Here is a 22,615-nt window from a genome sequence, read left to right on the forward strand (position 1 = left end):
AAGACCGCCTTGTTCATGCTGTAAAAGCTCCGCCTCAAAAGGTCTGGCCCAGCGAGAACTGGAACACTTGGGTCTCGGCGTCTTCGGGCTTTTTGATCGGCACGGCGAGGTCGAAGCTCAGGGGGCCGAGCGGCGAGTACCAGGTCACGCCGACGCCGACCGAACTGGCCATCTGGTCGATATTGATGTTGCCGCAGTTCTGCGTGGTGGTCAGGTAGCACTTGTCCGCGTAAACCGTGCCGAAGTCCCAGAACAGCGAGGTGCGCAGGGATTTCTGGTCTTTGACGAAGGGCATCGGGAACAGGTATTCCATGCCGCCGGTGATCAGGATGTTGCCGCCCAGGGCTTCGGTGTCGCGGTCGGAATAGTAGATCTGCCCCTGACTGGCGTAGGTGCCGGTGGCGGGGGTATTGCGTGGCCCCAGCGTGCCGTCCTTGAAGCCACGCACCGTGGCCTGGCCGCCCGCCGTATAGTTTTCGTAGAAGGGCAGGCCGTCGGTATCGCCGTAACCGTTGCCGTAGCCGAGTTTGGTATGCAGGCGCAGCGAGGTGGTGTCGCTGAGCGGCAGGAAGGTCTGGCCGTTGTAGTCGAGTTTGTAGAACTGCAGGTCACTGCCCGGCACGGTGCTGGTCAGGGTCAGGCTTTGCGAGTGACCGCGGGTGGCCAGTACGCCTTTGTTGAGGGTCGATTCCGACCAGCCGACGCTGGCCTTGAGGTTGGTGAACGCATCCCCCTCGCGCTCGATGAAGTCGTAGATCTCGTCAGCGCTGTAGCTGCCGGCGTCGAGGGTGTCACGCTGGATCGACAGCCCGTAGGTCAGGCGCGATGTTTCGCTGATCGGATAGCCGAGGTTGACCCCGGCGCCCACGCTGTTGAGCGAATAGTAGGAGACCTCGTCGTCATCGTCGTAGTACTTGCTGTAGTCGGTCGCGTTGTAGAAAACGTTGTAGCCCAGGCTCACCCCGTCAGGCGTGAAGTACGGGTTGGTGAACGCGAAGTTGTACTTGGTCTGGTACTCGGAGCGGGTCATGCCAAGGCTGGCGAAGTTGCCGGTGCCGAGGATGTTGTTCTGCGAGATGGAGCCACCCAGTATCAGCCCGGCGCTTTGCGAAAAGCCCACGCTGGCGGTGATGTTGCCCGAGGCCTGTTCTTCGACGGCGTAGTTGATGTCCACCTGATCGTCGGTGCCGGGGACTGCTGGTGTTTCGACGTTCACTTCCTTGAAGAAACCGAGACGCTCCAGGCGCACCTTCGACTGGTCGATCAGGTAGGTCGAGGCCCAGCCGCCTTCCATCTGACGCATTTCACGGCGCAGCACCTCATCGGCGGTCTTGGTGTTGCCGCGAAAGTTGATGCGGTTGGCGTAGGCGCGCTTGCCGGGGTCGACCACGAAACTGATATCGACGGTGTGATTGGCCTCGTTGGCTTTCGGCACGCCATTGACGTTGGCGAATGTGTAGCCATCGTTGCCCAGACGACGAGTGATCAGGTTGGTGGTGTCAGTCATGACCTTGCGTGAAAACACCTGACCCGGTTTGACCAGAATCAGTTGTTCGAGCTGGTCCTTCGGCACTTTCAGGTCGCCGCCCAGTTTGACGCTGCCCACGGTATACCGGTCGCCTTCGGTGATGTTGACGGTAATGAACACGCCTTTCTTGTCAGGTGTCAGCGATACCTGCGTCGAGTTGATATCCATGTTGATGTAGCCGCGGTCCAGGTACCAGGAGCGCAGTCGTTCCAGGTCGCCGGAAAGTTTTTCGCGGGCGTACTTGTCATCGTTCTTGAAAAACGACAGCCAGTTGCTGGTCTTGAGCTGAAACTGATCAGCCAGTTGTTCATCGGAGAACACGGTGTTGCCGACCACGTTAATGTGCTGGATCGACGCCACCGTCCCTTCGTCGATGGTGATTTTCAGGGCAATGCGGTTGCGTGGTGCAGGCAGCGCCTGGGTATCGACCGAGGCACTGTAGCGGCCCTGGGAGACATACTGGCGTTGCAGTTCATTGCGCACGCCTTCAAGCGTGGCGCGCTGGAATATCTCGCCCTCACTGAGCCCCGACTGCTTGAGCCCCTTCATCAGGTCGTCGGTGCTGATGACCTTGTTGCCGACAATCTCGATACTGGCGATAGAAGGGCGTTCGACTACATTGATCACCAGCACATTGCCATCGCGTGCAACGTTGATGTCTTGAAAGAAACCGGTCTTGAACAGTGAGCGCGACGCGTCGGCCAGACGCTGCTCATCGGCCTGATCGCCGACATTGAGCGGCAGCGCAGCGAATACGCTGCCGGCAGATACGCGTTGCAGGCCGTTGACGCGGATGTCCGAGATGGCAAAAGTATCGGCGTGTACCAGCGGGACGCTGAATAACAGGCAGAACGATAGAAGCAGACGCGAAGAAATCATCAAACCCTTTCCAGAAAGCTGCGACAAAGGCATTTGAGCGCTGCCGATGACACGCCAGAAAGGGCCGGTCCGGCGGGCGCTGTTGGCTGCGCAGCATAGGGGGAGGGCATGTTGGGGACGGTTAACGCCGTGTAAGGTTAGGTAAAGATCAACGAGCCCGGCTGACACGCCGCAGCAGCGCCGGGATAATCGGCAACTACCAATCAAGGGCCTGCCATGACTTCCGTATTGCTTGTCGACGATGATCGGGAACTGACGGAAATGCTCAGCCAGTACCTGACCCGTGAAAGCTTCGACGTGACCTGCACCAACAGCGCTGAAGAGGGCGAGGTTGAAGCCTTGTCCGGGCGTCACGACATCGTCGTGCTGGACATCATGATGCCGCGCATCTCCGGCATTGAGGTGCTGCGGCGGATCCGCGCGCAAAGCCAGGTGCCGGTGATTCTGCTGACCGCCCGCGGCGACAATATCGACCGTATTTCCGGTCTGGAATTGGGCGCCGACGATTACGTGCCCAAGCCCAGCTCTCCGGGTGAGCTGGTGGCGCGTCTGCGGGCGATCATGCGCCGGGTGCGTGCGGTGCCGGTGATCGAGACGGTCCGGGAGGTGATTCAGGCCGGAGAGCTGATGCTCTGGCCAGGCAAGCGTGAAGCGCGCTGGCAGGGCGTGACGCTTGAACTGACCGGCAACGAGTTCTGCCTGCTCGAAGAGCTGGCGCGGCATGCCGGGCAACTGGTCAGCAAACAGAACCTGTCGATGAACGCGCTGGGACGGCCGCTGGCCCGCTACGATCGCAGTATCGACGTGCACATCAGCAGCATTCGCCACAAGCTCGGCCCGCGCAACGATAACCAGAGCTGGATACAGAGCGTGCGCAATCTGGGCTATATGTTGATCACGCCATGAGACCGAGCCGGTTGTTCTGGAAACTGTTCCTGGCGTTCTGGCTGGCGACCAGCCTGACCTTCATGGTCGGTGCCGGCCTGTTCATGTTCACCCAGTCGGGGCGTGGCGATCCCTCGTTCAGCACGGTGCTCGACAACGAAGTGCGCATTTTGCAGCGCTCGGGCATTGCCGCAGGGCAGGCGTTGCTCGATGCCTGGCAGCCGGAGGGTCACAGCAAGGTCGGTCTGTACGACAGCCAGGGGATGCTGCTGGCGGGCGATTCGCTGGAAAACCCTCGCTTCGAACTCGCCGTGCGTACGCGCGAAGGCGCACTCGTGCATATCCGCTCTACCCAGCGCCCCAACCATGACGATCAACCCTCTCACCTCAATCCGCTGATCACCGGCACGGTCATGAGTGCGCTGTTCAGCTGGTTTCTCAGCAGCTATCTGGTGGCACCGCTGATTAAATTGCGCGAGGCGATGGGCAAGGTCGCCAGAGGCCGTTTCGACACACGGGTGAAACCCGACATGGGCCGCCGGCGCGATGAAATCGTCGACCTCGCCGAGGATTGCGACCGCATGGCCAATCAGCTCAAGGTCATGGCCGACTCCCAGCAACAACTGCTGCATGACATTTCCCATGAGCTGCGTTCGCCGCTGACGCGCATGAGTGCCGCCATCGGCCTGCTGCGCCAGGAGCCGACCCAACTGGACATGCTCGAACGCATCGAGCGCGAATCGGAGCGCATGGACTCACTGATCGAAGAATTACTGACCCTGGCGCGCATGCAGAGCGATGTCGAAAGCCTGACGCGCGACCAGGTCGATGTCATCAGCCTGCTGGCAGCCATCGTCGAAGATGCCGAATTCGAGGCCGGACTGAAGCAGTGTCGGGTCAGGCTGCAGGCTCCCGGATCTTTCGTCGCCCAGGTCGACAGCGAATTACTTTATCGGGCCTTCGAAAACGTCATCCGCAATGCCGTTCGCCACACGGCGGTCGGCACGGATGTGGTGGTGGTCGCCAACGTTCAGGCCCAGCCGCTGTGCCTGATGGTCAATGTCATCGATCAGGGGCCAGGTGTGGACGAGGCGTGTCTGCAACGGATTTTCCAGCCCTTCGAGCGCGGTCCGGAGAATGCCGCGCAGGGCTTTGGTCTGGGCCTGGCCATCGCCCTGCGGGCTATCGAAATGCACGGCGGGCAGATCGCCGCACGCAATCGGCCGGGCGGCGGTCTGGTGGTCGATGTACTGCTGCCGGTGTCGTGACTGCGCTCGATGACCGTCCCTCGGCGCGTTGCTCAATGCTCAGCGCAGCGGCGCCTGCAGACTGGCCCTGAGCCCACCCTGCGGACGATTGTCGAGGCTCACGTTGCCACCCATCAATAGCGCGACTTTCTGCACGATGGCCAGTCCCAGACCCACGCCTTGATCGTTGCCACGGCTGTAGAACGGCTCGAACAAGCGCTCGCGCTCCTGCTCGTCGATACCGGGGCCCTGATCGTCGACGTTGAGCCGGAAGCAATGCTCACTGAACGTCAGCCCCACCGTGACCTGGCCACCTTCGGGTGAGAAGTTGACGGCATTGGTGATCAGGTTGTGCAAGGCAATGTCCAGCGCGGGGAAGTCGACCATGACTTCGCGGCTGGCTTCAGTGCATTCAAAGGACAGCTCCAGATGCTTGCTCAGCACCCACGGTGTCAGCTGCACCAGACTGTCGCGCACGGCGCTGACCAGATCCACCGCTACCTTGCCCGCTGGCGAAGGGCCGGGCTCCAGACGCGCAATGGTCAGTAACTGGTTGACCAGCCGCGTCGTACGGCCCACGCCGATGATCAGGTAGCCCAGCGACTGTTGCCGCTGCTCTTCGTTGTGCGCTTCCAGGACGTTTTGCGCGTGCACCCGCAGGACCGCCAGAGGCGTGCGCATTTCGTGGGCCGCATCGGCAATGAAGCGTCGCTCGCGTTTGAGCAGGTCCTGAATCTGCCCCAGCAGGCGGTTCAGGGCGGCCTGCATGGGCTCCAGCTCAGCGGGCAGGGCGTTGAGTTGCAGAGGGTGCAGAGAACCGGCGTTACGGCCGCGCAGGGTATTGGCGAAATCGGCCAGTGGCCTCAGCCCCCAGCGGATCGCCAGCCAGATGGCGATCATCAGCACCAGACTGCCGATCAGGTTCGGCAAGACCGTGTGACGCACAATGCGGTTGACCAGATCCGAGCGCACGTCATCGCGTTCACCGACCCAGACCAGCAGCCCGTGCTGTTGGTCCCTGAGCACGAAGGCTCGCCATTGATGGCCGGTCATGTCATTGAAATCACTGAACCCGGTGCTCTGTGGCGGATGAGTGAAGGTCGGGGCGCTGGCGGTGTGTACCAGCGAATTGTTGTCCTTGTCCCAGACCTGAAAGGCGATCTTGCCCTCGTAAGGGTGGCCGTCCACACGCGGTTCGGCCTGGGCGAGCGCCTGATTGAAGGCCTGATAGAGCTGCGCGTGTTCCTTGCGCTCCATGGGCATGCGCATCACGCCTTCCAGCAGCCTCGCGTTCTGCGCCAGCTGGGCATCGTAGATTTCTGCGATTTCGTGATTGCTGTCATGCACGTTGAACAGCGTCAGGACCAGAAGACCACACAGCAGCAGGCCGATGATCAGTGTCAGTGTGCGGCGGCGTATCGACTTCAAGAACGCTCCTCCACCAGGTAACCCACGCCTCGAATGGTACGGATCAGGGTGCTGGAAAACTTTTTGCGCAAATGGTGAATGTGCACTTCGAGGGTGTTGCTTTCGGCCTCTTCGTTCCAGCCATAGAGCAGCTGCATCAGCCGTTCGCGGGTCATGACCCTGCCTGGTGGCGAGAGTAATTCATACAGCAATTGGTATTCCTTGGGCGTCAGCGCAACTGCAGCATCGTGATAGCTGACCTGTTGCGTGCTGGGGTCCAGACGGATGCCGTTGTGTTCGATCAGCACCTTGGCGCGTCCGGCACTCCGGCGTAGCAGGGCCCGCAAGCGGGCTTTCAGCTCGGACACATCGAAGGGTTTGACCAGATAATCGTCAGCGCCACTGTCCAGGCCGATAATCCGGTCTTCGGTGGCGTCGCGTGCGGTCAGGATCATGACCGGCAGCGTCGAGCCGCTGTGACGCAGTCGACGCAACACTTCAAAACCACTCAGCGTCGGCAGGCCGACGTCGAGAATGGCCAGATCGAAGCTCTCGCTGAGCAGGGCATGCAGGGCGCTGCTGCCGTCCTTTATCCAGTCAACCGTGTAGCCTTCCCGGCTGAGTGCCTGCTGAATGCCTTCGCCCAGTGCAACGTCGTCTTCGATAAGCAGCAGACGCATGGTCTCTCCGTCAGTTGAGCTTCTTGTTCACGCTGGCGAGCAGCGACTGAATGTCTTTCCTGCGCCCGGCGTCGGCCTCTTCACGGCCCGGACGGGGGGTTGCCTGCAACGCCTTGTTCAGGGCTTGCTGTGCTTGAGCATAGTTGCCTTGATCGAACTGATGTTGCGCCGAGAAAAATAGCGTATCTATGCCGTTCGGGTTGATTTTCAACGCCTGCTCCAGCAATTGCCCGGCCTTGGCCGAGTCGCCGAAGCCTATCGGCCAGCCGGGGACTTTGTCATACAGCGCTGCCAGGCTGGTGTAGGCCGAGCCTTGCAAGGCATTGGCGTCGAGGGTCATGGCCTTTTCCAGGTCGGCCTTTGCCTGTTTGGCTTTGCCCAGCGCGCCAAGGCCGCCTTGTGCCCCGGCCCAACTGCTGGTGACGATACCCGACCAGATCCACGCTTCTGCTGCGTCGGGACGATCCTGAGTGAAGGCCGTGGTTTGCGTGGCCAGCTTCTCGAATGCGTCGACACGCTGCTTCTCGGGCAGGCCGTACTGAATATGCGCCCATTCTTTCTGGATACCGGCCAGACGTTGCTGGTCGGGTGCATCGAGTGCCCAGAGCGGCAGGCTGATCAGGCTCATGACGACGAAAGCGATTCTTTTCATGGTATGTGCTTCTCTTGCGCAATGGGTGAACTGTGGTGGCGGATCAACGGGAGATGCTTGCGCAGGCCGCGGTCCACGAGGGTCGGCAACAGGCTGTTGAGCCTGACGAAAAAACGCTCCGGCCACCCCAGGTAAAGCTCTCTGCGGTTACCTGCAATGGCTTGGAGCACCGCTTGGGCAACGTCTTGCGGGTCGTCGACTGCCGAACTCAGCGCGTCGTTCAGTGCCTGTGCTGCGGCGCTGTTCATGCTGGTCCGGGTGGCACGCGGGGCGACGTACAGTACGCCCACCCGGGTGTCGGCCAACTCGCGACGCAGCGCTTCGGAAAACCCTCGCAACGCAAACTTGCTGGCGCAGTAGGTGGCATACCCGGCATGGCCGATGGAGCCGTAGGTAGAACCGACGTTGACCACCATGGCTTCGCTGGCCTGCTTGAGCACCGGCAGCATCAGGCTGGTCAACTGGATCGGTGCATGCACGTTGAGGGTCAGCATGGAATCGATGTCGCTGGCTGGCAGCTGCTCGAGCATCGCGAAATGGTTGGTGCCCGCCGCATTGATCAGCAGGTTGACGCCAGGCACGGCGCCAACCGCACGGACTACTTGCTGACGACCTTGCGCCGTGCACAGGTCCGCCTCGACCCAGTGCAGGTTGGCCGGGTAGAGCTCAAGCAACTGACGCAGCGGATGCACGTGCCGCGACACCGCCAGCACCTTGGCGCCCTGGCTGCACAGTGCCTCGGCGATTGCCAGACCGATGCCGCCGCTGGCACCGGTGAGAACGACGTGCGCGTCAGGCAGCCGCATGATCGGACCCCTTGTGCACGGTCAGCGCAGCGCCCGGCAACTCGCGAAACATGTCGGTGTACAGGCGGTAAACCATGCGCGACGCATGAATCACGGCTTGTTGGTCGTCCGGATCGTCGACCTTGTCCATCAGTTTTCGGAAGGTTTCCATGTGGCCGATGTCCAGGCTGCCGTGAGAGCTCAGGTAACTGAACGCTTCTGGCCCAAGGCCGAGCCCTTTGCGCATGCTGTCTGCTGCGTGCGTAGCCAGGGCAATGCTGGTGCCTTCCAGCACATTGACCATGCCGAACAGGCCCACCGGGTTGCCACGTGCGATCAGGTCGTAAAGGTAGGCGATCATCAGTTCGACAGGCGCGCCGGGTTGGCCGTTTTCCACGGCGTCAGCCTGACCGCCGCAGGCACGCAGGTCGTTGAGTACCCACTTTTCATGCCCGTATTCGTCCTCGATGTACTCACAGACGGCCGCGCGCAGCCATTCCGTGCGTGACGGCAGCCTCGCGCCGCAAGCCATCATCAACGGCACGGTATGGCGCACGTGGTAGTAGGCCTGAGTCAGAAACGCCCGGTAACTTTCCAGGCTGACCTGGCCGGCCGTTGCCTGGCGGATGATCGGCAGGTTGAACAGGGTTTCGCGTTGTTCCTGGGTCGCATCCTGCAGGGTCTGAAAAAAGCTCATGACAAGGCACCTTGGGTCAGGTTGGAGGGCGTGAAAAGGGTTTGGTAGCGTTCAAGAATGGCCTCGCGGCGAGGCCGGCCATTCGCAGTGGACAAGCCGTTTGCCGGGCTGAAAGGCTCGTCGAGACGGGTCCAGCTCGTGACGCGGGCGTAATCGGGCAGCGCCTGATTGACCCTGTTGACGGCTTCTTCGATCTGCAGGTCAGTGGTGCCGGGGCGCGATGGCCAGAGCAGGGCGTGGTTGGACGGCAGAGCCTCGCCATACACGAACGCCTGGGCAATGCAGTGGCTCTGGGTCAGTTCGGCTTCGATCCATTCCGGATTGACGTTGCGTCCGAAGCTGGTCACGAACTGATGTTTCTTGCGGCCTTTCAGGTACAGGTAGCCGTCAGCATCGAGCTCACCCAGATCGCCGGTAGGCCACCAGGCCGGTGCGGGTGTCGTGTCGCCCAGATAGCCGAGCATCGGACTGCCGGCCACCAGCACTTCGCCGTCAGCCGCAAGCCGTAGCCAAATGTGCGGCAGTGGGCGACCGACACTGCCGGCACGCTGCGCGTCCGGTCGATTGAGGGTGATGACCGAGGCGCACTCCGACAGACCATAGCCCTCGAAGACCGGCAGGCCCGCCGCTTGAGCGCGTGACAGCAGATCGAGGCTGACGCGTGCGCCACCGACTGCGGCGAAGCTCAGCATCGACGCATCGAACGCGCCCGCTTCGCAGGCCGTCACCAGCAGCAACAACAATTGCGGAACCAGAATCATGCTGTCCGGGCGGCGCTGCTGTAAAAACATCAGCAGACGCGACGCATCGACGCCACTGGCACCCTGGATACCCAGGTCCTGCTGGCTCGGCAGGCTGATGCGTGCGCCGGCATACAAGGCCGCGTAGCAGCCAATGTTTTCCAGCAGGATCGCCAGCGGCAACAGGCTCAGATGATGTACGGGATGTACCGACTGACTGGCTTCATGAAGCCCGCGAGCTACCCTGAGGATGCTGTCGGCGCTCAGGCACACGCCCTTGGGGGTGCCCGTAGTGCCCGACGTGAAGGTCAGTTTGGCGGTGCCCGCCGGCATGTACGGTTGCTCGGCAGCGCGGCGTTGCCAGAGTGCGCCGTGTTGCCTGTAATCAGAGGCCTGCAGCTCTTGGGCGAAGATCGATCCGGTAATCACCGTGTCCGCCTGGCTTCGTTCCATGCAGTGTTGTCGTTGAGCGGCGCTGAAGAACGGCGGCAGCGCCACGCAGCTCAGGCCTTCGAACAGCACGGCCAGGTCCCAGAGCAGGGCGTCGGGGCTGTTGTCCAGCAGCAGCGCCACGATCCGCGCATTGGCGACGCGCAATTGTTCGCGGCGCTGCGTAACCTCTTCGATCAGTGCGGTGTAATCCAGCGTCCGGTCTTCGCCTTGCAGGGCGATGGCCCGGGGCTGCTCATCGGCCAGCGTCTGCAGTTTTTGCCAAAAGGCTTCACGTTCATGCGACATGGCTATCAGGCTCCAGTGTCTGTGGCAGTCCAAAGCGCTCGAAGATGCCCATGCTGCTCAGGTGCAGAAAACCGGCACGGATGTCGCCGACATGCACGCTGGGCCGTGAGTCGTAATACGAGCCCCAGGTGTGACGTTCTTCACCCAGGCGTGCCGGATCGGCAGTGCACAGCGTGACCGGATTGAGGCCCAGACGATTGAAGCTGTTGACCAGCGCCGCATTGCCGGTAAAGGCGACCCATTCGAAACCGTCCATCGCCAGCAACCAGGTCACTGTGATGATGCTCAGCCGGGCGCTGCCCAGACTGCTGGCCGCCAGGTTGCCGACTTCGACAATGCATTGGCGCTCGATCAGTCGCCCTGCTGCAGCGTTGACCTGTTGTTCGATGGGCGCATCCAGATAGTTCTCCAGAAACAATGTGCCGGCGCTGGCGTGACGAATGCCGGCAACCGCACACAGCGCGCCGCTGCCGTCCTGAAGCCCGAAAAGCTCCGGCATGAATTGCCTGACGTCGGCGTTGTGGGCCTTGCGAAATTGTTGCTGAACGAACCGTTCCAGAGGCTCACGCGGCTGTTCATGCGCCAAGGCGCGGAAGAGGGTCAGGGTGGGGGCCCCGGCATTGCCAAAACTCAGCGGTAGACGAATGTTCGAATCGATATCAGGCATTGGCGAGGCTCCTCCCCCGGTCAGCGAGTAGGGTGGAGTATCGAAGCGCTTTCTTAACCGAATCTGAAGGTAGAAAAAGAAATCACGACCTTCGGTTTTTTGCGCGCAAGAGGGGGGGGAAAGAGGGTCGAGGCGCGGGTTTGCGGCGTTGCCCGGCAAACTTGCGAATGGCCTTTATGCGCCCGTTGGTAAACAAAATCGGCCTTTGTTGGTAAAGAAACTCGGCCCCGGCGCTCGAAACCGTTACGCTATGCGGCTGTATTTTTGTTTTTCGTCGAGGTAGCACCCGTGTTTTCCGAATTCGCCCTGCACGAACGCCTGCTCAAAGCTGTGGCCGAGCTTAAATTTGTCGAGCCTACGCCCGTGCAGGCGGCCGCCATTCCGCTCGCACTGCAAGGGCGCGACCTGCGGGTGACTGCGCAAACCGGTAGCGGCAAGACCGCCGCATTTGTGCTGCCGATCCTCAACCGTCTGATCGGCCCGGCCAAGGTTCGCGTCGACATCCGTGCGGTGATCCTGCTGCCGACCCGTGAGCTGGCTCAGCAGACGCTCAAGGAAGTCGAGCGCTTCTCGCAGTTCACATTCGTCAAGGCCGGTTTGATCACCGGTGGCGAGGACTTCAAGGTTCAGGCCGCGATGCTGCGCAAGGTGCCGGACATTCTGATCGGCACGCCGGGTCGTTTGCTGGAGCAGTTGAACGCAGGCAATCTGGACCTCAAGCACGTTGAAGTGCTGGTGCTGGACGAAGCCGACCGCATGCTGGACATGGGCTTCTCCGAAGACGTCGAGCGTCTGGCCGGCGAATGTGCCGGTCGTGAGCAGACCATGCTGTTCTCGGCGACCACCGGCGGCGCTGGCCTGCGGGAAATGATCGGCAAGGTGCTCAAAGATCCACAGCACCTGCAAGTGAACAGCGTCAGCGAACTGGCTTCCGGCACACGCCACCAGATCATCACTGCCGACCACAATGTGCACAAAGAGCAGGTCCTCAACTGGCTGCTGGCCAACGAGACTTACCAGAAAGCCATTATCTTCACCAATACCAAGGCTATGGCCGACCGTCTGTATGGCCGTCTGGTGGCGCTGGAATACAAGGCGTTCGTGCTGCACGGCGACAAGGACCAGAAGGACCGCAAGGCGGCCATCGACCGTCTCAAGCAAGGCGGCGCGAAAGTCATGGTCGCCACCGATGTGGCGGCTCGCGGCCTTGATGTCGAAGGTCTGGACATGGTGATCAACTTCGACATGCCACGCAGCGGCGATGACTACGTCCACCGCGTCGGGCGTACCGGTCGCGCAGGCAGCGACGGTCTGGCGATCTCGTTGATCTGTCATGGCGACTGGAACCTGATGTCGAGCGTGGAGCGCTACCTCAAGCAGAGCTTCGAGCGTCGCGTCATCAAGGAAGTCAAAGGCACCTACGGCGGGCCGAAGAAGGTCAAGGCCTCCGGCAAGGCAGTAGGCGTCAAGAAGAAAAAGACCGACGCGAAGGGCGACAAGAAGAAGGTCGCGGCCAAAGGGCCGACCAAACGCAAGACGGTCAACCGTCCCAAGTCCGACCTGGTCAGCCAGGACGGCATGGCCCCGCTGAAAAAACGCAGCACGCCGGCCCCGGCTGCCGAGTGATTGCCGTGATCGCTCCCGAGCATTCGGGGGCGATCGACCTCTTTGCAGTACTGACAACGCCTCGTCACACCGTCCGCCAGCTTCTCTGAACCGTCACACACCTCGCGGGTCACACCTTTGAGTCACATGCCCGTGGCTGGAGGTCATGGGTGATCATTCCATGCTGGACGGAGGTTTAGAAAAATGACTTATAACTGGGACCTTATCGAGCGTTTGTTGCACGATGTGCAGAACAACGGCACCCCATCGACATCCACTGAGTTCGAGACACTGCTGAATCGCAGCTACATCGAACCGCGCCCTCGCGAGGAAGGCGGAGATGGCTCGACGTACATGCTGACAAAGCGCGGCGCAAGTCTGCTGGCTTTGATCGACAGCAGCATTCCGGGGAATGATCACCCCCGTCAGGTGCTCAATGAGCAGGCCGGCGACCCGCTTGACCCCGCGCTCTTCGACACCATCGCCAAAAAGCCGCAGATCGCCTGAAACCGCTGACACTGCACATGCCGATTCTGAGGACGCAGAGCGTCCGGAACGGCATACCCACGCGGAGCATGGGTACGATAGTCATCGTTGTGCTGAAATGACCATCGTTCCTCACGCTCCAGCGTGGGAATGCATTGGGTGACGCTCTGCGTCACGATCCTGCGCCGCGCACTCAAGGCAGAACGCAGAGCGTCCGGAACGGCATGCCCACTTCAGAGCATGGGCACGATAGTCATGGTGATAGGGCTAGCGGACTACTTCTGCGACTTCAGGCAATCCAGGTCGGTGAAGTCCTTGCGCATGTCGGCGATGCGGCTCAGCAGCTTGGCGCGCTGTTCCGGGGTGCTCAGGGCGGTGATGTCGACGATCAGCGATATCGCAGCCTTCTCGGTCTGGTCGTAGGCCTTGCGGTATTCAGGGGTCCAGAACGTCTCGCGGTCCTGCAGCAGCGCGGCGATGCGCTGCGGGAAGTCACTGGCCTGACGCTGCTGGACCGTGGCCAGGAACAGGTTCTGCCAGCGCGTACGGTTTTCAATCCACGCCTTGTTTTGCTCGCCCAGTGATGCAGACCACACCTGAATGCGATCCTTCTGCGCCTGATTGAGCTTGCCGACCCATGGCGTCACGCGTTTCTCCATCCGGTCGGCACGCTCTGCAATCTGGCGCCCCAGTGGCTGGTCGAGGTATTTGTTTTCGCGCTTGCGCTGGTCCTTGGCGAACGACTCCTGCATCTCCTGCACTTGCTTGTCGTCAAAGCGCGACAGCAACTCCACGGCAGACGGGGTGATTTCCTTCGAGATCTTGGCGATCGCCTCTTTGGCTTCGCTGGTACGGGCTTGCAGCCCTTCGTAAGTCACCTGGTCGGTCTTGACCATGTCTTCAAGCTTGTCCAGCCAGGTCAGGTATTCCGGCAGCTGGGTGCTGCAATGCCAGCTCAAATGCTGTTTGAGGCGCACGTCCAGCCAGCTTTTCTGTTCCGAATTCATGTCCAGGTAGTCGCTGAGCGTCCACGGAATGATCACGTCGAGGTTGCGATACGCCAGTCCTACCTGATTGCATCCTGCGAGCAGTGCAACGGTCATCAACAGCGTGACGAATGCTTTGAATAAAGACTGCATGACATCTCCTTGGCGTACTGACGTGCAGTAGAGGAGTGTAGCGTCTGGCAGTTCAACCGGTTTGGGCCTTTAAAAGAATGAACGTACCGCTTTGAGCGTGAACGTCCCTTCACAGCGCGCGTTGTGGCCGCTGTAGACGCTGCAATCGCCGCCGCTCAGGCTTGAGCCGCTGTAGATGAGGTTCATGTCGATGCCCAGCCAGGGGCGTGACAGGTTCAGCGACCAGTCGTTGAAGCCGTTGATCAATCCGCCGTCGGCTGAGGACTGCGGGGTATCGAACTGGTGATTGGCGTACTGCATGCGCACCCCGACTCCCAGTTGCTCGATGGCACCCAGATCGACGAATACCGTGCTGTCGCGGCTGCCGACATCGTTGCTGAAGGCCGCGCCGATGCGGCTGTTGAGCATGCGCAGACCGGCATAGAACTCGTGGCTGTCGATCTGGCTGGTGTCGGGGTAACTGTAACGAATCATCCCCAACTCGTAGCCAAGGGTGTTATCGAACGGCTTCTTGAAGCCCATGTAGGAATCAAGCTCCATCCCGGTATCGGAGGTCAGGCCCATGTCGGGCGCCCATTGTCCGAAATAGAAACCGCTTTCGTGGGTCAGGTCCAGGCCGCCATGAAAGGAGCCGGAACCGCCGGTGGGCGTCACCAGACCCTGGGCCATGCTGCGCGTAGGCGTGGTGGCGAGTTTCAGGTCGAAATCGCCCAGATCCCGCTCCAGAACCTGGGCAGAGACGGACTGACAAACAAGCATGGCGCTGAAAGACAGCACATGTAAGCGATGGCTGAGCATGGCTCACTCCTTGATCTGCGAGGAGTGTGGTCAGGGATGGCGTATCGAAAATGGCTCAGGAGCCGACACAAGCCGCGAGCTAGAGCCTCGCAAGCATACCGTCGAAATCAGATGAGGGCGGACCGTTCGTCGATCCGTTGTGTGTCAGTTGGCCGCAGTGGTGCGTGCAGACGGAATGATCAGCCCGCGAATCACCACCAGCGCCTGCTCGAACGACGGGTAGCCGCTCTTGGCGACGTCCAGTTGGGCGTATTCGGCCTGGTAACGTTCAGCACGTTTTGGGTCGCTGACACTCAGTTGCTGGGAGAGCAGGGCAATGGCCAACGGATGCTTGTGTTTCGCAGCGGTTTGCAGCAAATCGATGATCTGCTTTTGGTCGGCCTGCTGGCGAATCAGCAACACGGCCTGATAGAACTCGGCTTCGCCCGACGCGTCGTCAAGTGCGGCACGACGCAGCATGGCTTCGGCCAGCTCATAGTTTTCGCGGTTGTCTTCGCTGATCAGCAGTTTGGCCTGCAGCATGTCGTTTTGATAGAGCAGGTGCTCCGCCCGGCAAGGGCTGTCGGTGAGCTGACTGTCGTTGGGGCCGTTTTCGCAGTGGTGCGACGCGCAGCCGCCAAGGTAGACAAGTGCACCGAAAAGCATCCAGTTCTTCATTCGAGCATTCCACAAAGAAGATAACGTCCAGAGCGTGATCCAGCTCGTGGTCATAGTGATATCAGAGGAGAGAGTAGCAGCGTGACCGGAAGAATATCCAGCGAAGGATGGTCAATCTAGCGCCTTGAGCGTCAAGGCGCATAGAGATCGACAGGCAGAGCGCGGTTTTACTTTTTACCGAGATTGATCTGCTTGGACGGTGCGAAGGTCTGGCCACTCACGCCTTTGGCAATTTGCTGGATTTCACCGCCGGACTTCAGGAAAGCTGCAATCTGCGCGTTGATCGAGTCGCTCGTTTCAACGGCTGGGGCGGGTTTGGCTTTCGAGTGGGATGCTTTGATACGCATGGCTGCCATTTACCTTCATAAACGTAATACGGCCAGCCAGAGTACAGGAAACGCTTGATTATTGCTTGGTGAATGTGGCAATCGCCCGAGCCGAGCCTGTACTCGTCGGCTTGGTGGATTTGTCTGACACAGCGCTAACCGACTGTTTTCAGATATAAAATTTCGATGAGAGGCTGCGCCGCTGCGCATCAGGGCAGGCCGCTGAGCACCCGGGAAACTGACGAGTGGAGGCTGTGCCGACACCTTCTGCCACGCAACGCGAACCCGGACTCAAAGTCGGGTAGAATGCCGCCCACGTAATGAGGGTATCTGGAAATGGCTTTAATCGGGCGCTACAACAGCTTGCAAATCGTCAAGCACACGAACTTCGGTCTGTATCTGGACGGCGCGCAGGACGGTGAAATCCTTCTGCCCAATCGGTACATCCCCAAGGACGTTCCTACGGAAGATGAAGACTGGCTCAATGTGTTCGTCTATCTGGACAGCGAAGACAAGCTGCTCGCCACCACTGAAAAACCCAAGGTGCAGGTCGGTGAGTTCGCCAGCCTGAAGGTGGTTGAAGTCAACAGCATCGGTGTGTTCCTCGACTGGGGCCTGCCCAAGGACCTGTTGCTGCCGTACTCCGAAGAGAAGCGCACCTTGCAGGCCGGTGATTACTGCGTGGTTCACGTCTACCTCGACAAGCACACGCGGCGTATTACCGCCACTGCGCGTCTGGACCGCTACCTGGACAAGACCCCCGCCAACTACAGCGTGGGGCAGGAAGTCGATCTGCTGGTGGCTGAAGCCACCGACATGGGCTTCAAGGCGATCATCAACAACAAGCACTGGGGCCTGATTCACAAGAACGAAGTGTTCAAGTTCATGCGCGCCGGCAAGCAGGAAAAGGGCTACATCAAGGAAATCCGCAGCGACGGCAATATCAGCCTGAGCCTGCAGCCCGTCGGTGCAGAGGCTGCCAGCAGCCTGAATTCGAAGATTCTCGCCAAGTTGCGCGAGAACGACGGCACGCTGCCGGTCAGCGATAAAAGTGATCCGCAGGTCATCAGCGGTCTGTTTGGCGTCAGCAAGGGCAACTTCAAAAAGGCCATTGGTGCGTTGTACAAGCAGGGCCAGATCGTGATTCACGCCGACCGTATCGAGCTGGTCTGATACGGCATCGCAGCCTGGGTGCACGTGAGGTCATCGATGTGAGCTGCAATCGACGCAGCTCGCGGCACCTTAAGCCCAGGTGGCGAGCGCGTCTATTTCCTGGCTCAAGCGATCGAACGGCAAGGTGCCGTTGAATACCCGGGCGTCTTCCAGTGCCTCGTCACTGCGTCGCAGCAGGACGACTGGCACAGCCCTCAGCCCAAGCTTCTGCGCCAATTGGTGGTCGTCCATCACGTCCTTTTCGAAGTGGCCGGCGTTAAGTGCCTGTTCCATCGCTTGCCGATCCAGCCCGGTGGAGGTGGCGAGGTCGAGCAGCGTGTGCGTCTCGCCGATATCCAGCCCCTTTTCGAAGAATGCCCGGTAAGCCTCTTTGTGAAACGCCTCAAAACCTCCTGCATTCCTGGCAAACGCCGCGGCTTCCAGAACCTTGCGGCTGCGCGGCTGGACGCTGGGCATCTTCATCATCACCTGACGCCTGTCGGCCATCGGCAGTACTGACCGAGACCAGGTTTCACGCAGGTAATCGGCACTCGGGTCGAGCAGTGCCAGCGGGTCAGGACGCAGTTCAAAGGCATGCCAATTGAATTCGAGCCGTTCACCGTAGGTTTGCTGAAGCTGTTCCAGGACGGCCAGTTGCAGGTAGCAGAACGGGCAGACGTAGTCGCTCCAGACATCTATTTTCAGGGGACCAACAGTGTTCATGTGCTTGAAACTCCATAACGCTAGTTAACACTGACTCCCTTAACCTTTTAAAAGTCCTGAAGGTGGATGGATCAATGTCTACCTTTGGTCGGTCATACCCTCAAGCGGGCTTTCCCGGCCCTGGAACTTCATCAAGGACGCGCCATGAAAAAAATACTGATCGCTTACTTCGGCACATTACTGGCGTTTCTGATCCTCGACGGAGTGTGGCTGGGCGTTTTGATGGGGCCGACCTACCGTGAATGGCTTGGACCGATGATGCTCGATACGCCGGTTTTGGGACCTGCTATCGCGTTTTATCTGCTGTACGGAGCGGGGGTGGTGTTTTTCGGCGTCATGCCTGCGCTCAGAGCGCAACGACTGAGCCACGCGACATTGTGCAGCGGTCTGCTGGGGCTGATTGCCTACGGCACCTATGACCTGACCAACTGGGCCACCTTGCAGGGCTGGCCTGCGCAGCTGGCGCTGGTGGATCATGCGTGGGGCACGGTGGTGTCAGCGCTGGCCGGTACGGCGGGCTATCTGGCGGTACGTCGATTCGCCTGAAGCGGCGGTGTGCCGGAATGAGCGTTGCCGGCGCGCAACGTTCACCCGGTGCAGTGCGGGAACGCAGCAGTTGTTTTGCTGCTGCGTTGACAGCTACTTCTGCAGGAAATCGGCAAAACTCAGGTTGCTGCCCTTGGGGCGCATGTCCTTGAGGAAAGAGTCCTTGTCGGCGCTCAGTTCCAGGCTGACGGTCGGTTTGCGCTTGTCGGCATTGCGCACTTCAAGGCCTTCCATGTGGTCGCGCATGAATACCGTGGTCACTTTCAAATGCAGTAACTGGTCGGTTTCAGGCGTGTGCAGCAGCAGGTGCAGCCACTCGTACTGACCTACTTGCAGGCGCGGGACAGGCAGGTCGAACCACCAGATGTTTCGTTTGTGGTCCAGCACGGCGAAATGCGTGTTGTTGACGCCCAGCACTGCGCCACCCAGATCCTGGTTTCTGCGTGCAATGGCCAGCTTTTTATCGAGTTTCATAACGTTCCTGTGAATCGGTGTGTTCAGCGTGTCGGCCCTGCCGGACAACGGTGGCGCGCATTCTCGCACAAACTCTGCTGCAAACCTGCCCCAATGCACGGCAGATGAATGGCAACAGCGGCCCGGAAAATAGTTGAAACTCTTCGCCACCGGCACAGGTCAATCCTTTGTCGAGTACGACATCCGATCCAGTGCGGTCTTCAGACCCAGGAGATTTCCGATGAGCAGCACCAGCGATAAAGCCAAAGGTATGGCCAACGAAGCAGTTGGTAACGTCAAGCAGGCTGTTGGCAAGGCTACCGACAACGACAAACTGCGGGCTGAAGGCAAGGTACAAGAGCTGAAAGGCGAAGGCCAGCAGGCGAAAGGCGAGGTCAAGGACGCGATCAAGAAGGGCGTGGACAAGGCTTGAGTCGATCGTTTCCGGCGCCCTGGCGCCGGGAGCAGGCATTACCGATAACGGTCATCCACGGATGGCCGTTATGCTTTCTGCTCTGCGGGACTGAAACCTTTCATGGCCTGTCCAGTCAATGTGCCATCGATATTCGCGTATCGGCTCCGTCAGCGCGATATGTCATGTATGACATGCCGGTTTTCAGGATGTAGGGTTTTCCAGTAAGGGAGCGAGAGGAAGCGCCATGATTTTCCCCCATTTGCGTAAATTGAAAGTCGGCAAGGTGCTGGTGAGAACCGTCAACGAATTCCTCGATGACGAGATGTCCACCTATGCATCGGCACTGGCTTACCAGATGCTGTTTTCTCTGTTTCCGTTCCTGCTGTTTCTGATCGCGCTGATCGGCTTTCTGCACCTGCCGGACTTTTTCTCCTGGTTGCGACTGCAATCGGAGTTCCTCTTGCCGCCGCAGGCCCTCGAGCAGGTCAACCCGGTCATCGACCAGTTGCAGCAGTCCAAGGGTGGCTTGCTGTCGATCGGTATCGTCATCGCGCTGTGGACCGCGTCAGCAGGTGTACGCCTGATGATGAGCGCCATGAACGCTGCGTACGACGTCGTCGAAGGACGCCCTATCTGGAAGCGTTTGCCGCTGTCGATTCTCTACACCGTAGGCATTGCCGGCATGTTGCTGGCAGCAGCAGCCTTCATGGTGCTGGGACCGCAGGTCATGAATTGGATTGCCGCGCAGATCGGCATGGAAGACTTCATCGTGACGCTGTGGACCATCCTGCGCTGGCCCGCGATCATTATCCTGCTGATGGTCGCTGTGGCGCTGATCTATTACGTGATGCCCGACGTCAAACAGGAGTTTCGCTTTATCACCCCAGGCTCGGTGCTGGCCGTGGTGGTGTGGATCGTCGCTTCCCTGGCCTTCGGTTTTTACGTCAAGACCTTTGCCGATTACAACGCCATGTACGGCAGCATCGGCGCGATCATCGTGCTGTTGCTGTACTTCTATATTTCGGCGGCGGTGCTGTTGCTGGGTGCGGAAATGAATGCGGTGATCGAGCACATGTCCGCTGAAGGCAAGGACGCAGGCGAGAAGGAAGCCGGCGACGGCCTTGGCGAGGAAAGCAGCGAGACAGGCAAGCAGCATGTCTCCGGTCTGGGCCGCGACCATTCGGTGCCGCTGCAGAAGGCGGACGAAGCCTGATCGCTTTCTGTGGCAAGATCGCCTTTTAAGTCGGCGAGGGACAGGCAGTCATGATCCATAACATCCTGAAGATGGGCGATGAGCGCCTGTTGCGCATCGCCCCTCCGGTGCCCGCAGACATGTTCGGCAGCAGCGAGCTCGATACGCTGATCGCCGACATGTTCGAAACCATGCACAGCGTCGGCGGTGTGGGCCTGGCGGCACCGCAGATCGGCATCGATCTGCAGCTGGTGATTTTCGGCTTCGAGCGCAACGAGCGCTATCCCCAGGCCGAGGCGGTTCCGCAGACGATTCTCATCAACCCGCTGATTACCCCGCTGAGCCCGACGCTGGAAGAGGGCTGGGAAGGGTGTCTGTCAGTGCCCGGATTGCGCGGCATGGTGGACCGTTATCAGAGCATTCGTTACGAAGGCTTCGATCCTCAAGGCCAGCCCATCGTGCGCGTTGCCCACGGTTTTCACGCGCGGGTCGTCCAGCATGAATGTGACCACCTGATCGGTCGGCTTTACCCGTCGCGCATCACCGATTTCAGCAAATTCGGCTTCATGGACGTGATGTTTCCGGACATGGACCCCAACGCCGACGAGTGATGGTGGCGTTTCGTTGCGAAGCCGTCAGGCTTCGCGGCACAGTGCGACCAGCGGCTTGCTGCGGCTGTAACGCATGAATCGTTCGCCCAGTGCCTGTGGCAGACGCTGTGCCGTCTCGAACCCCGAGCGTTGGTAAAAGCCCAACAGATCCGGATGGCAGAACAGCCACACCGGCCCGTTCAGCGGTTGCAATGCCGCGTCGATCAGGCCCTGCGCCACGGCTTGTCCGCGCAGCGCCGGCGCCACGAACAGCCCGGTCAGCCAATGCCCCTCTGCGACAGGTGTCAGGCACAACGCACCGATGATTTCTGCCCGCCTTGCAACCCACGCCTGGCCCTTGCTGGCAGCGCGCATTGACGACTGGTGCTGACGGTAGAACTTGCCCAGTAACGGGCGACATTCATCAGGTAGCGGGTAGAACTGGATTTCGGACATCGCGGCGGCGCTTGAAACAGGGGCCTCGCATCATACAGAGGCTCAAACCGTGACAACTAATCGGCGCTGGCTGGTGTCGATACTTCCAGACCCGTTTCTTCCGCGCCATTTGAGGTGAGCATGAAATCAATAACACGACTACTGGGCTGTTCACTTCTGGCGCTGGGCCTGCTTGGGCAGACCGCGACAGCGGCTGAAAAGACCAAGCCTATCCAGTTCGGCGCGCTGACCTGGGAAAGTGGCAGCCTGATTACTGAAGTCCTGCGTACCATCGTCGAGAAGGGCTATGGCTACCCGACCGATACCCTGCCAGGCAGTACCGTCAGCCTGGAAACCGCGTTGGCGAAAAATGACATTCAGGTGATCGCCGAAGAGTGGACCGGACGCAGCCCGGTGTGGGTCAAGGCTGAAGAGGAAGGCAAGGTGCTCGGCCTGGGCAACATCGTCAAAGGCGCGACCGAAGGCTGGTGGGTGCCTGAGTACGTGATCAAGGGCGACGCCGCCAAAGGCATCAAGCCGCTGGCGCCGGACCTGAAGTCTGTCGCGGATCTGGCACGCTACAAGGATGTCTTCAAAGACCCGGAGTCGCCGGACAAGGGCCGATTCCTCAACAGCCCGAGCGGCTGGACTTCGGAAATCGTCAACACCCAGAAGCTCAAGGCTTATGGCCTGGCTGACAGTTTCGTCAACTTCCGCACCGGCTCGGGCGCAGCACTGGACGCCGAGGTCGCATCGGCTATCCGGCGCCGCAAGCCTGTGTTGTTTTATTACTGGTCACCTACGCCTTTGCTGGGCAAGTACAAGCTGATCAAACTGGACGAGCCAGCCTTTGATGCCGAAGCCTGGAAAACCCTGACCGACGCCAGCAACCCCAATCCGCGCGGCACGTCTTCGCTGGCGGCAACCCTGTCGATCGGTGTGTCGGCAGAATTCAGCAAGCAATACCCTGAGCTGGTGAGTGTCTTCAAAGGCGTGGATTTCCCGATTGACCTGCTGAACAAGACCCTGGGTGAAATGAGTGACAAGCATGAGGATGCCAAGGTCGTGGCTGCACGCTTTCTGAAGCAGCATCCCGACGTCTGGAAAGCCTGGTTGCCTGCCGATGTGGCCGAGCGGGTCAGCAGCAGTCTTTGACTAACGCCCTGCTGAATGACACGAGGCGCATAGCTGAT

General features: G+C 60.1%; 25 protein-coding genes. 10 read left to right on the plus strand and 15 right to left on the minus strand.

Annotation, left to right across the window (positions count from 1 at the left end; translation table 11 throughout):
* Positions 1-34 precede the first annotated feature (34 nt).
* Positions 35-2,407 carry an outer membrane protein assembly factor BamA gene (gene bamA, locus BT119_RS20370; protein ID WP_060708117.1) on the minus strand — a complete coding sequence of 791 codons (2,373 nt, stop codon included), beginning with the start codon at positions 2,405-2,407 and terminating at the stop codon, positions 35-37.
* Between the two features lie 216 nt (positions 2,408-2,623).
* On the opposite strand from bamA, the gene BT119_RS20375 reads away from it, so the two are divergent.
* Positions 2,624-3,313 (plus strand): response regulator transcription factor, encoded by a 690-nt coding sequence (locus tag BT119_RS20375; protein ID WP_003363397.1) that lies wholly within the window; start codon positions 2,624-2,626, stop codon positions 3,311-3,313.
* A gap of 11 nt (positions 3,314-3,324) precedes the next feature.
* Positions 3,325-4,560, plus strand: a complete 1,236-nt coding sequence (locus tag BT119_RS20380; RefSeq protein WP_032609191.1) for a HAMP domain-containing sensor histidine kinase — start codon at positions 3,325-3,327, stop codon at positions 4,558-4,560.
* 39 nt (positions 4,561-4,599) lie between these two features.
* Here the strand turns inward: BT119_RS20380 and BT119_RS20385 are convergent, their stop codons facing one another.
* The 7 genes from BT119_RS20385 to BT119_RS20415 are packed head-to-tail and all read right to left on the minus strand — an operon-like array spanning position 4,600 to position 10,905.
* Positions 4,600-5,967, minus strand: coding sequence for an ATP-binding protein (locus BT119_RS20385; RefSeq protein ID WP_072366833.1), 1,368 nt, complete (start codon positions 5,965-5,967; stop codon positions 4,600-4,602).
* Positions 5,964-6,626 (minus strand): response regulator, encoded by a 663-nt coding sequence (locus BT119_RS20390; RefSeq protein WP_003393295.1) that lies wholly within the window; start codon positions 6,624-6,626, stop codon positions 5,964-5,966. The genes BT119_RS20385 and BT119_RS20390 overlap by 4 nt, the downstream gene beginning before the upstream one ends.
* A 10-nt stretch (positions 6,627-6,636) precedes the next feature.
* Positions 6,637-7,278, minus strand: coding sequence for a tetratricopeptide repeat protein (locus tag BT119_RS20395; protein WP_054082148.1), 642 nt, complete (start codon positions 7,276-7,278; stop codon positions 6,637-6,639).
* A complete protein-coding gene (locus BT119_RS20400) occupies positions 7,275-8,084 on the minus strand; it encodes an SDR family oxidoreductase (protein ID WP_046271339.1) in 810 nt (269 codons plus the stop codon). Before BT119_RS20400 ends, BT119_RS20395 begins: the two co-directional genes overlap by 4 nt.
* Positions 8,071-8,760 (minus strand): iron-containing redox enzyme family protein, encoded by a 690-nt coding sequence (locus BT119_RS20405; RefSeq protein WP_072366835.1) that lies wholly within the window; start codon positions 8,758-8,760, stop codon positions 8,071-8,073. The genes BT119_RS20400 and BT119_RS20405 overlap by 14 nt, the downstream gene beginning before the upstream one ends.
* Positions 8,757-10,238: an AMP-binding protein gene (locus tag BT119_RS20410; RefSeq protein ID WP_072366837.1), complete on the minus strand. Its 1,482-nt coding sequence runs from the start codon at positions 10,236-10,238 to the stop codon at positions 8,757-8,759. The genes BT119_RS20405 and BT119_RS20410 overlap by 4 nt, the downstream gene beginning before the upstream one ends.
* Complete coding sequence (locus BT119_RS20415; protein ID WP_072366840.1) at positions 10,228-10,905, minus strand: thermostable hemolysin; 678 nt, start codon at positions 10,903-10,905, stop codon at positions 10,228-10,230. The genes BT119_RS20410 and BT119_RS20415 overlap by 11 nt, the downstream gene beginning before the upstream one ends.
* A 288-nt stretch (positions 10,906-11,193) precedes the next feature.
* Between BT119_RS20415 and BT119_RS20425 the strand changes: the two genes are divergently transcribed.
* Together BT119_RS20425 and BT119_RS20430 are read left to right on the plus strand one after the other, a co-directional pair.
* Positions 11,194-12,531 carry a DEAD/DEAH box helicase gene (locus tag BT119_RS20425; protein WP_003431067.1) on the plus strand — a complete coding sequence of 446 codons (1,338 nt, stop codon included), beginning with the start codon at positions 11,194-11,196 and terminating at the stop codon, positions 12,529-12,531.
* 183 nt (positions 12,532-12,714) lie between these two features.
* Positions 12,715-13,017, plus strand: coding sequence for a hypothetical protein (locus tag BT119_RS20430; RefSeq protein ID WP_003349651.1), 303 nt, complete (start codon positions 12,715-12,717; stop codon positions 13,015-13,017).
* Positions 13,018-13,271: 254 nt separating this feature from the next.
* Here the strand turns inward: BT119_RS20430 and BT119_RS20435 are convergent, their stop codons facing one another.
* The 4 genes from BT119_RS20435 to BT119_RS20450 all read right to left on the minus strand — a co-directional run bounded on the left by BT119_RS20435 (position 13,272) and on the right by BT119_RS20450 (position 15,946).
* Complete coding sequence (locus BT119_RS20435; RefSeq protein WP_072366842.1) at positions 13,272-14,135, minus strand: DUF6279 family lipoprotein; 864 nt, start codon at positions 14,133-14,135, stop codon at positions 13,272-13,274.
* A gap of 69 nt (positions 14,136-14,204) precedes the next feature.
* A complete protein-coding gene (locus BT119_RS20440; protein WP_003363380.1) occupies positions 14,205-14,933 on the minus strand; it encodes a TorF family putative porin in 729 nt (242 codons plus the stop codon).
* 144 nt (positions 14,934-15,077) lie between these two features.
* Positions 15,078-15,590 carry a hypothetical protein gene (locus BT119_RS20445; protein ID WP_175550598.1) on the minus strand — a complete coding sequence of 171 codons (513 nt, stop codon included), beginning with the start codon at positions 15,588-15,590 and terminating at the stop codon, positions 15,078-15,080.
* Positions 15,591-15,757: 167 nt separating this feature from the next.
* A complete protein-coding gene (locus tag BT119_RS20450) occupies positions 15,758-15,946 on the minus strand; it encodes a hypothetical protein (protein ID WP_002554403.1) in 189 nt (62 codons plus the stop codon).
* Between the two features lie 306 nt (positions 15,947-16,252).
* Here BT119_RS20450 and BT119_RS20455 point away from each other — a divergent pair, with 306 nt between their 5' ends.
* Positions 16,253-17,089, plus strand: a complete 837-nt coding sequence (locus tag BT119_RS20455) for a CvfB family protein (RefSeq protein WP_003314497.1) — start codon at positions 16,253-16,255, stop codon at positions 17,087-17,089.
* A gap of 69 nt (positions 17,090-17,158) precedes the next feature.
* On the opposite strand, the gene BT119_RS20460 is transcribed toward BT119_RS20455, so the two are convergent.
* Positions 17,159-17,791: a DsbA family oxidoreductase gene (locus tag BT119_RS20460; RefSeq protein ID WP_003363375.1), complete on the minus strand. Its 633-nt coding sequence runs from the start codon at positions 17,789-17,791 to the stop codon at positions 17,159-17,161.
* A gap of 144 nt (positions 17,792-17,935) precedes the next feature.
* Between BT119_RS20460 and BT119_RS20465 the strand changes: the two genes are divergently transcribed.
* The gene (locus BT119_RS20465) at positions 17,936-18,337 is read left to right on the plus strand and encodes a DUF2177 family protein (protein WP_003363373.1); all 402 of its coding nucleotides are present in this window, start codon (positions 17,936-17,938) and stop codon (positions 18,335-18,337) included.
* A 93-nt stretch (positions 18,338-18,430) separates the two neighbouring features.
* Here BT119_RS20465 and BT119_RS20470 read toward each other — a convergent pair whose 3' ends face one another.
* A complete protein-coding gene (locus BT119_RS20470) occupies positions 18,431-18,811 on the minus strand; it encodes a hypothetical protein (protein ID WP_072366845.1) in 381 nt (126 codons plus the stop codon).
* Positions 18,812-19,031: 220 nt separating this feature from the next.
* On the opposite strand from BT119_RS20470, the gene BT119_RS20475 reads away from it, so the two are divergent.
* The 3 genes from BT119_RS20475 to def all read left to right on the plus strand — a co-directional run bounded on the left by BT119_RS20475 (position 19,032) and on the right by def (position 21,008).
* The gene (locus BT119_RS20475; RefSeq protein ID WP_003363370.1) at positions 19,032-19,223 is read left to right on the plus strand and encodes a CsbD family protein; all 192 of its coding nucleotides are present in this window, start codon (positions 19,032-19,034) and stop codon (positions 19,221-19,223) included.
* 226 nt (positions 19,224-19,449) lie between these two features.
* Positions 19,450-20,418: a YihY/virulence factor BrkB family protein gene (locus tag BT119_RS20480; protein ID WP_003363368.1), complete on the plus strand. Its 969-nt coding sequence runs from the start codon at positions 19,450-19,452 to the stop codon at positions 20,416-20,418.
* 50 nt (positions 20,419-20,468) lie between these two features.
* The gene (gene def / locus BT119_RS20485) at positions 20,469-21,008 is read left to right on the plus strand and encodes a peptide deformylase (RefSeq protein WP_003363366.1); all 540 of its coding nucleotides are present in this window, start codon (positions 20,469-20,471) and stop codon (positions 21,006-21,008) included.
* Between the two features lie 24 nt (positions 21,009-21,032).
* On the opposite strand, the gene BT119_RS20490 is transcribed toward def, so the two are convergent.
* The gene (locus tag BT119_RS20490) at positions 21,033-21,443 is read right to left on the minus strand and encodes a GNAT family N-acetyltransferase (protein ID WP_072366846.1); all 411 of its coding nucleotides are present in this window, start codon (positions 21,441-21,443) and stop codon (positions 21,033-21,035) included.
* A 120-nt stretch (positions 21,444-21,563) separates the two neighbouring features.
* On the opposite strand from BT119_RS20490, the gene BT119_RS20495 reads away from it, so the two are divergent.
* Positions 21,564-22,577 carry an ABC transporter substrate-binding protein gene (locus BT119_RS20495; RefSeq protein ID WP_058416710.1) on the plus strand — a complete coding sequence of 338 codons (1,014 nt, stop codon included), beginning with the start codon at positions 21,564-21,566 and terminating at the stop codon, positions 22,575-22,577.
* The last annotated feature ends 38 nt before the right edge of the window (positions 22,578-22,615 follow it).

The organism is Pseudomonas sp. NFACC10-1 (assembly GCF_900119195.1).
GTDB classification, from domain to species: domain Bacteria; phylum Pseudomonadota; class Gammaproteobacteria; order Pseudomonadales; family Pseudomonadaceae; genus Aquipseudomonas; species Aquipseudomonas cerasi.

Coding starts and splice junctions, on each gene's coding strand:
- bamA (WP_060708117.1), bottom strand. CDS start 2,407: ATGATTTCTTCGCGTCTGCTTCTATCGTTCTGCCTGTTATTCAGCGTC.
- BT119_RS20375 (WP_003363397.1), top strand. CDS start 2,624: ATGACTTCCGTATTGCTTGTCGACGATGATCGGGAACTGACGGAAATG.
- BT119_RS20390 (WP_003393295.1), bottom strand. CDS start 6,626: ATGCGTCTGCTGCTTATCGAAGACGACGTTGCACTGGGCGAAGGCATT.
- BT119_RS20395 (WP_054082148.1), bottom strand. CDS start 7,278: ATGAAAAGAATCGCTTTCGTCGTCATGAGCCTGATCAGCCTGCCGCTC.
- BT119_RS20400 (WP_046271339.1), bottom strand. CDS start 8,084: ATGCGGCTGCCTGACGCGCACGTCGTTCTCACCGGTGCCAGCGGCGGC.
- BT119_RS20405 (WP_072366835.1), bottom strand. CDS start 8,760: ATGAGCTTTTTTCAGACCCTGCAGGATGCGACCCAGGAACAACGCGAA.
- BT119_RS20410 (WP_072366837.1), bottom strand. CDS start 10,238: ATGTCGCATGAACGTGAAGCCTTTTGGCAAAAACTGCAGACGCTGGCC.
- BT119_RS20415 (WP_072366840.1), bottom strand. CDS start 10,905: ATGCCTGATATCGATTCGAACATTCGTCTACCGCTGAGTTTTGGCAAT.
- BT119_RS20430 (WP_003349651.1), top strand. CDS start 12,715: ATGACTTATAACTGGGACCTTATCGAGCGTTTGTTGCACGATGTGCAG.
- BT119_RS20435 (WP_072366842.1), bottom strand. CDS start 14,135: ATGCAGTCTTTATTCAAAGCATTCGTCACGCTGTTGATGACCGTTGCA.
- BT119_RS20440 (WP_003363380.1), bottom strand. CDS start 14,933: ATGCTCAGCCATCGCTTACATGTGCTGTCTTTCAGCGCCATGCTTGTT.
- BT119_RS20445 (WP_175550598.1), bottom strand. CDS start 15,590: ATGAAGAACTGGATGCTTTTCGGTGCACTTGTCTACCTTGGCGGCTGC.
- BT119_RS20450 (WP_002554403.1), bottom strand. CDS start 15,946: ATGGCAGCCATGCGTATCAAAGCATCCCACTCGAAAGCCAAACCCGCC.
- BT119_RS20455 (WP_003314497.1), top strand. CDS start 16,253: ATGGCTTTAATCGGGCGCTACAACAGCTTGCAAATCGTCAAGCACACG.
- BT119_RS20460 (WP_003363375.1), bottom strand. CDS start 17,791: ATGAACACTGTTGGTCCCCTGAAAATAGATGTCTGGAGCGACTACGTC.
- BT119_RS20465 (WP_003363373.1), top strand. CDS start 17,936: ATGAAAAAAATACTGATCGCTTACTTCGGCACATTACTGGCGTTTCTG.
- BT119_RS20470 (WP_072366845.1), bottom strand. CDS start 18,811: ATGAAACTCGATAAAAAGCTGGCCATTGCACGCAGAAACCAGGATCTG.
- BT119_RS20475 (WP_003363370.1), top strand. CDS start 19,032: ATGAGCAGCACCAGCGATAAAGCCAAAGGTATGGCCAACGAAGCAGTT.
- BT119_RS20480 (WP_003363368.1), top strand. CDS start 19,450: ATGATTTTCCCCCATTTGCGTAAATTGAAAGTCGGCAAGGTGCTGGTG.
- def (WP_003363366.1), top strand. CDS start 20,469: ATGATCCATAACATCCTGAAGATGGGCGATGAGCGCCTGTTGCGCATC.
- BT119_RS20490 (WP_072366846.1), bottom strand. CDS start 21,443: ATGTCCGAAATCCAGTTCTACCCGCTACCTGATGAATGTCGCCCGTTA.
- BT119_RS20495 (WP_058416710.1), top strand. CDS start 21,564: ATGAAATCAATAACACGACTACTGGGCTGTTCACTTCTGGCGCTGGGC.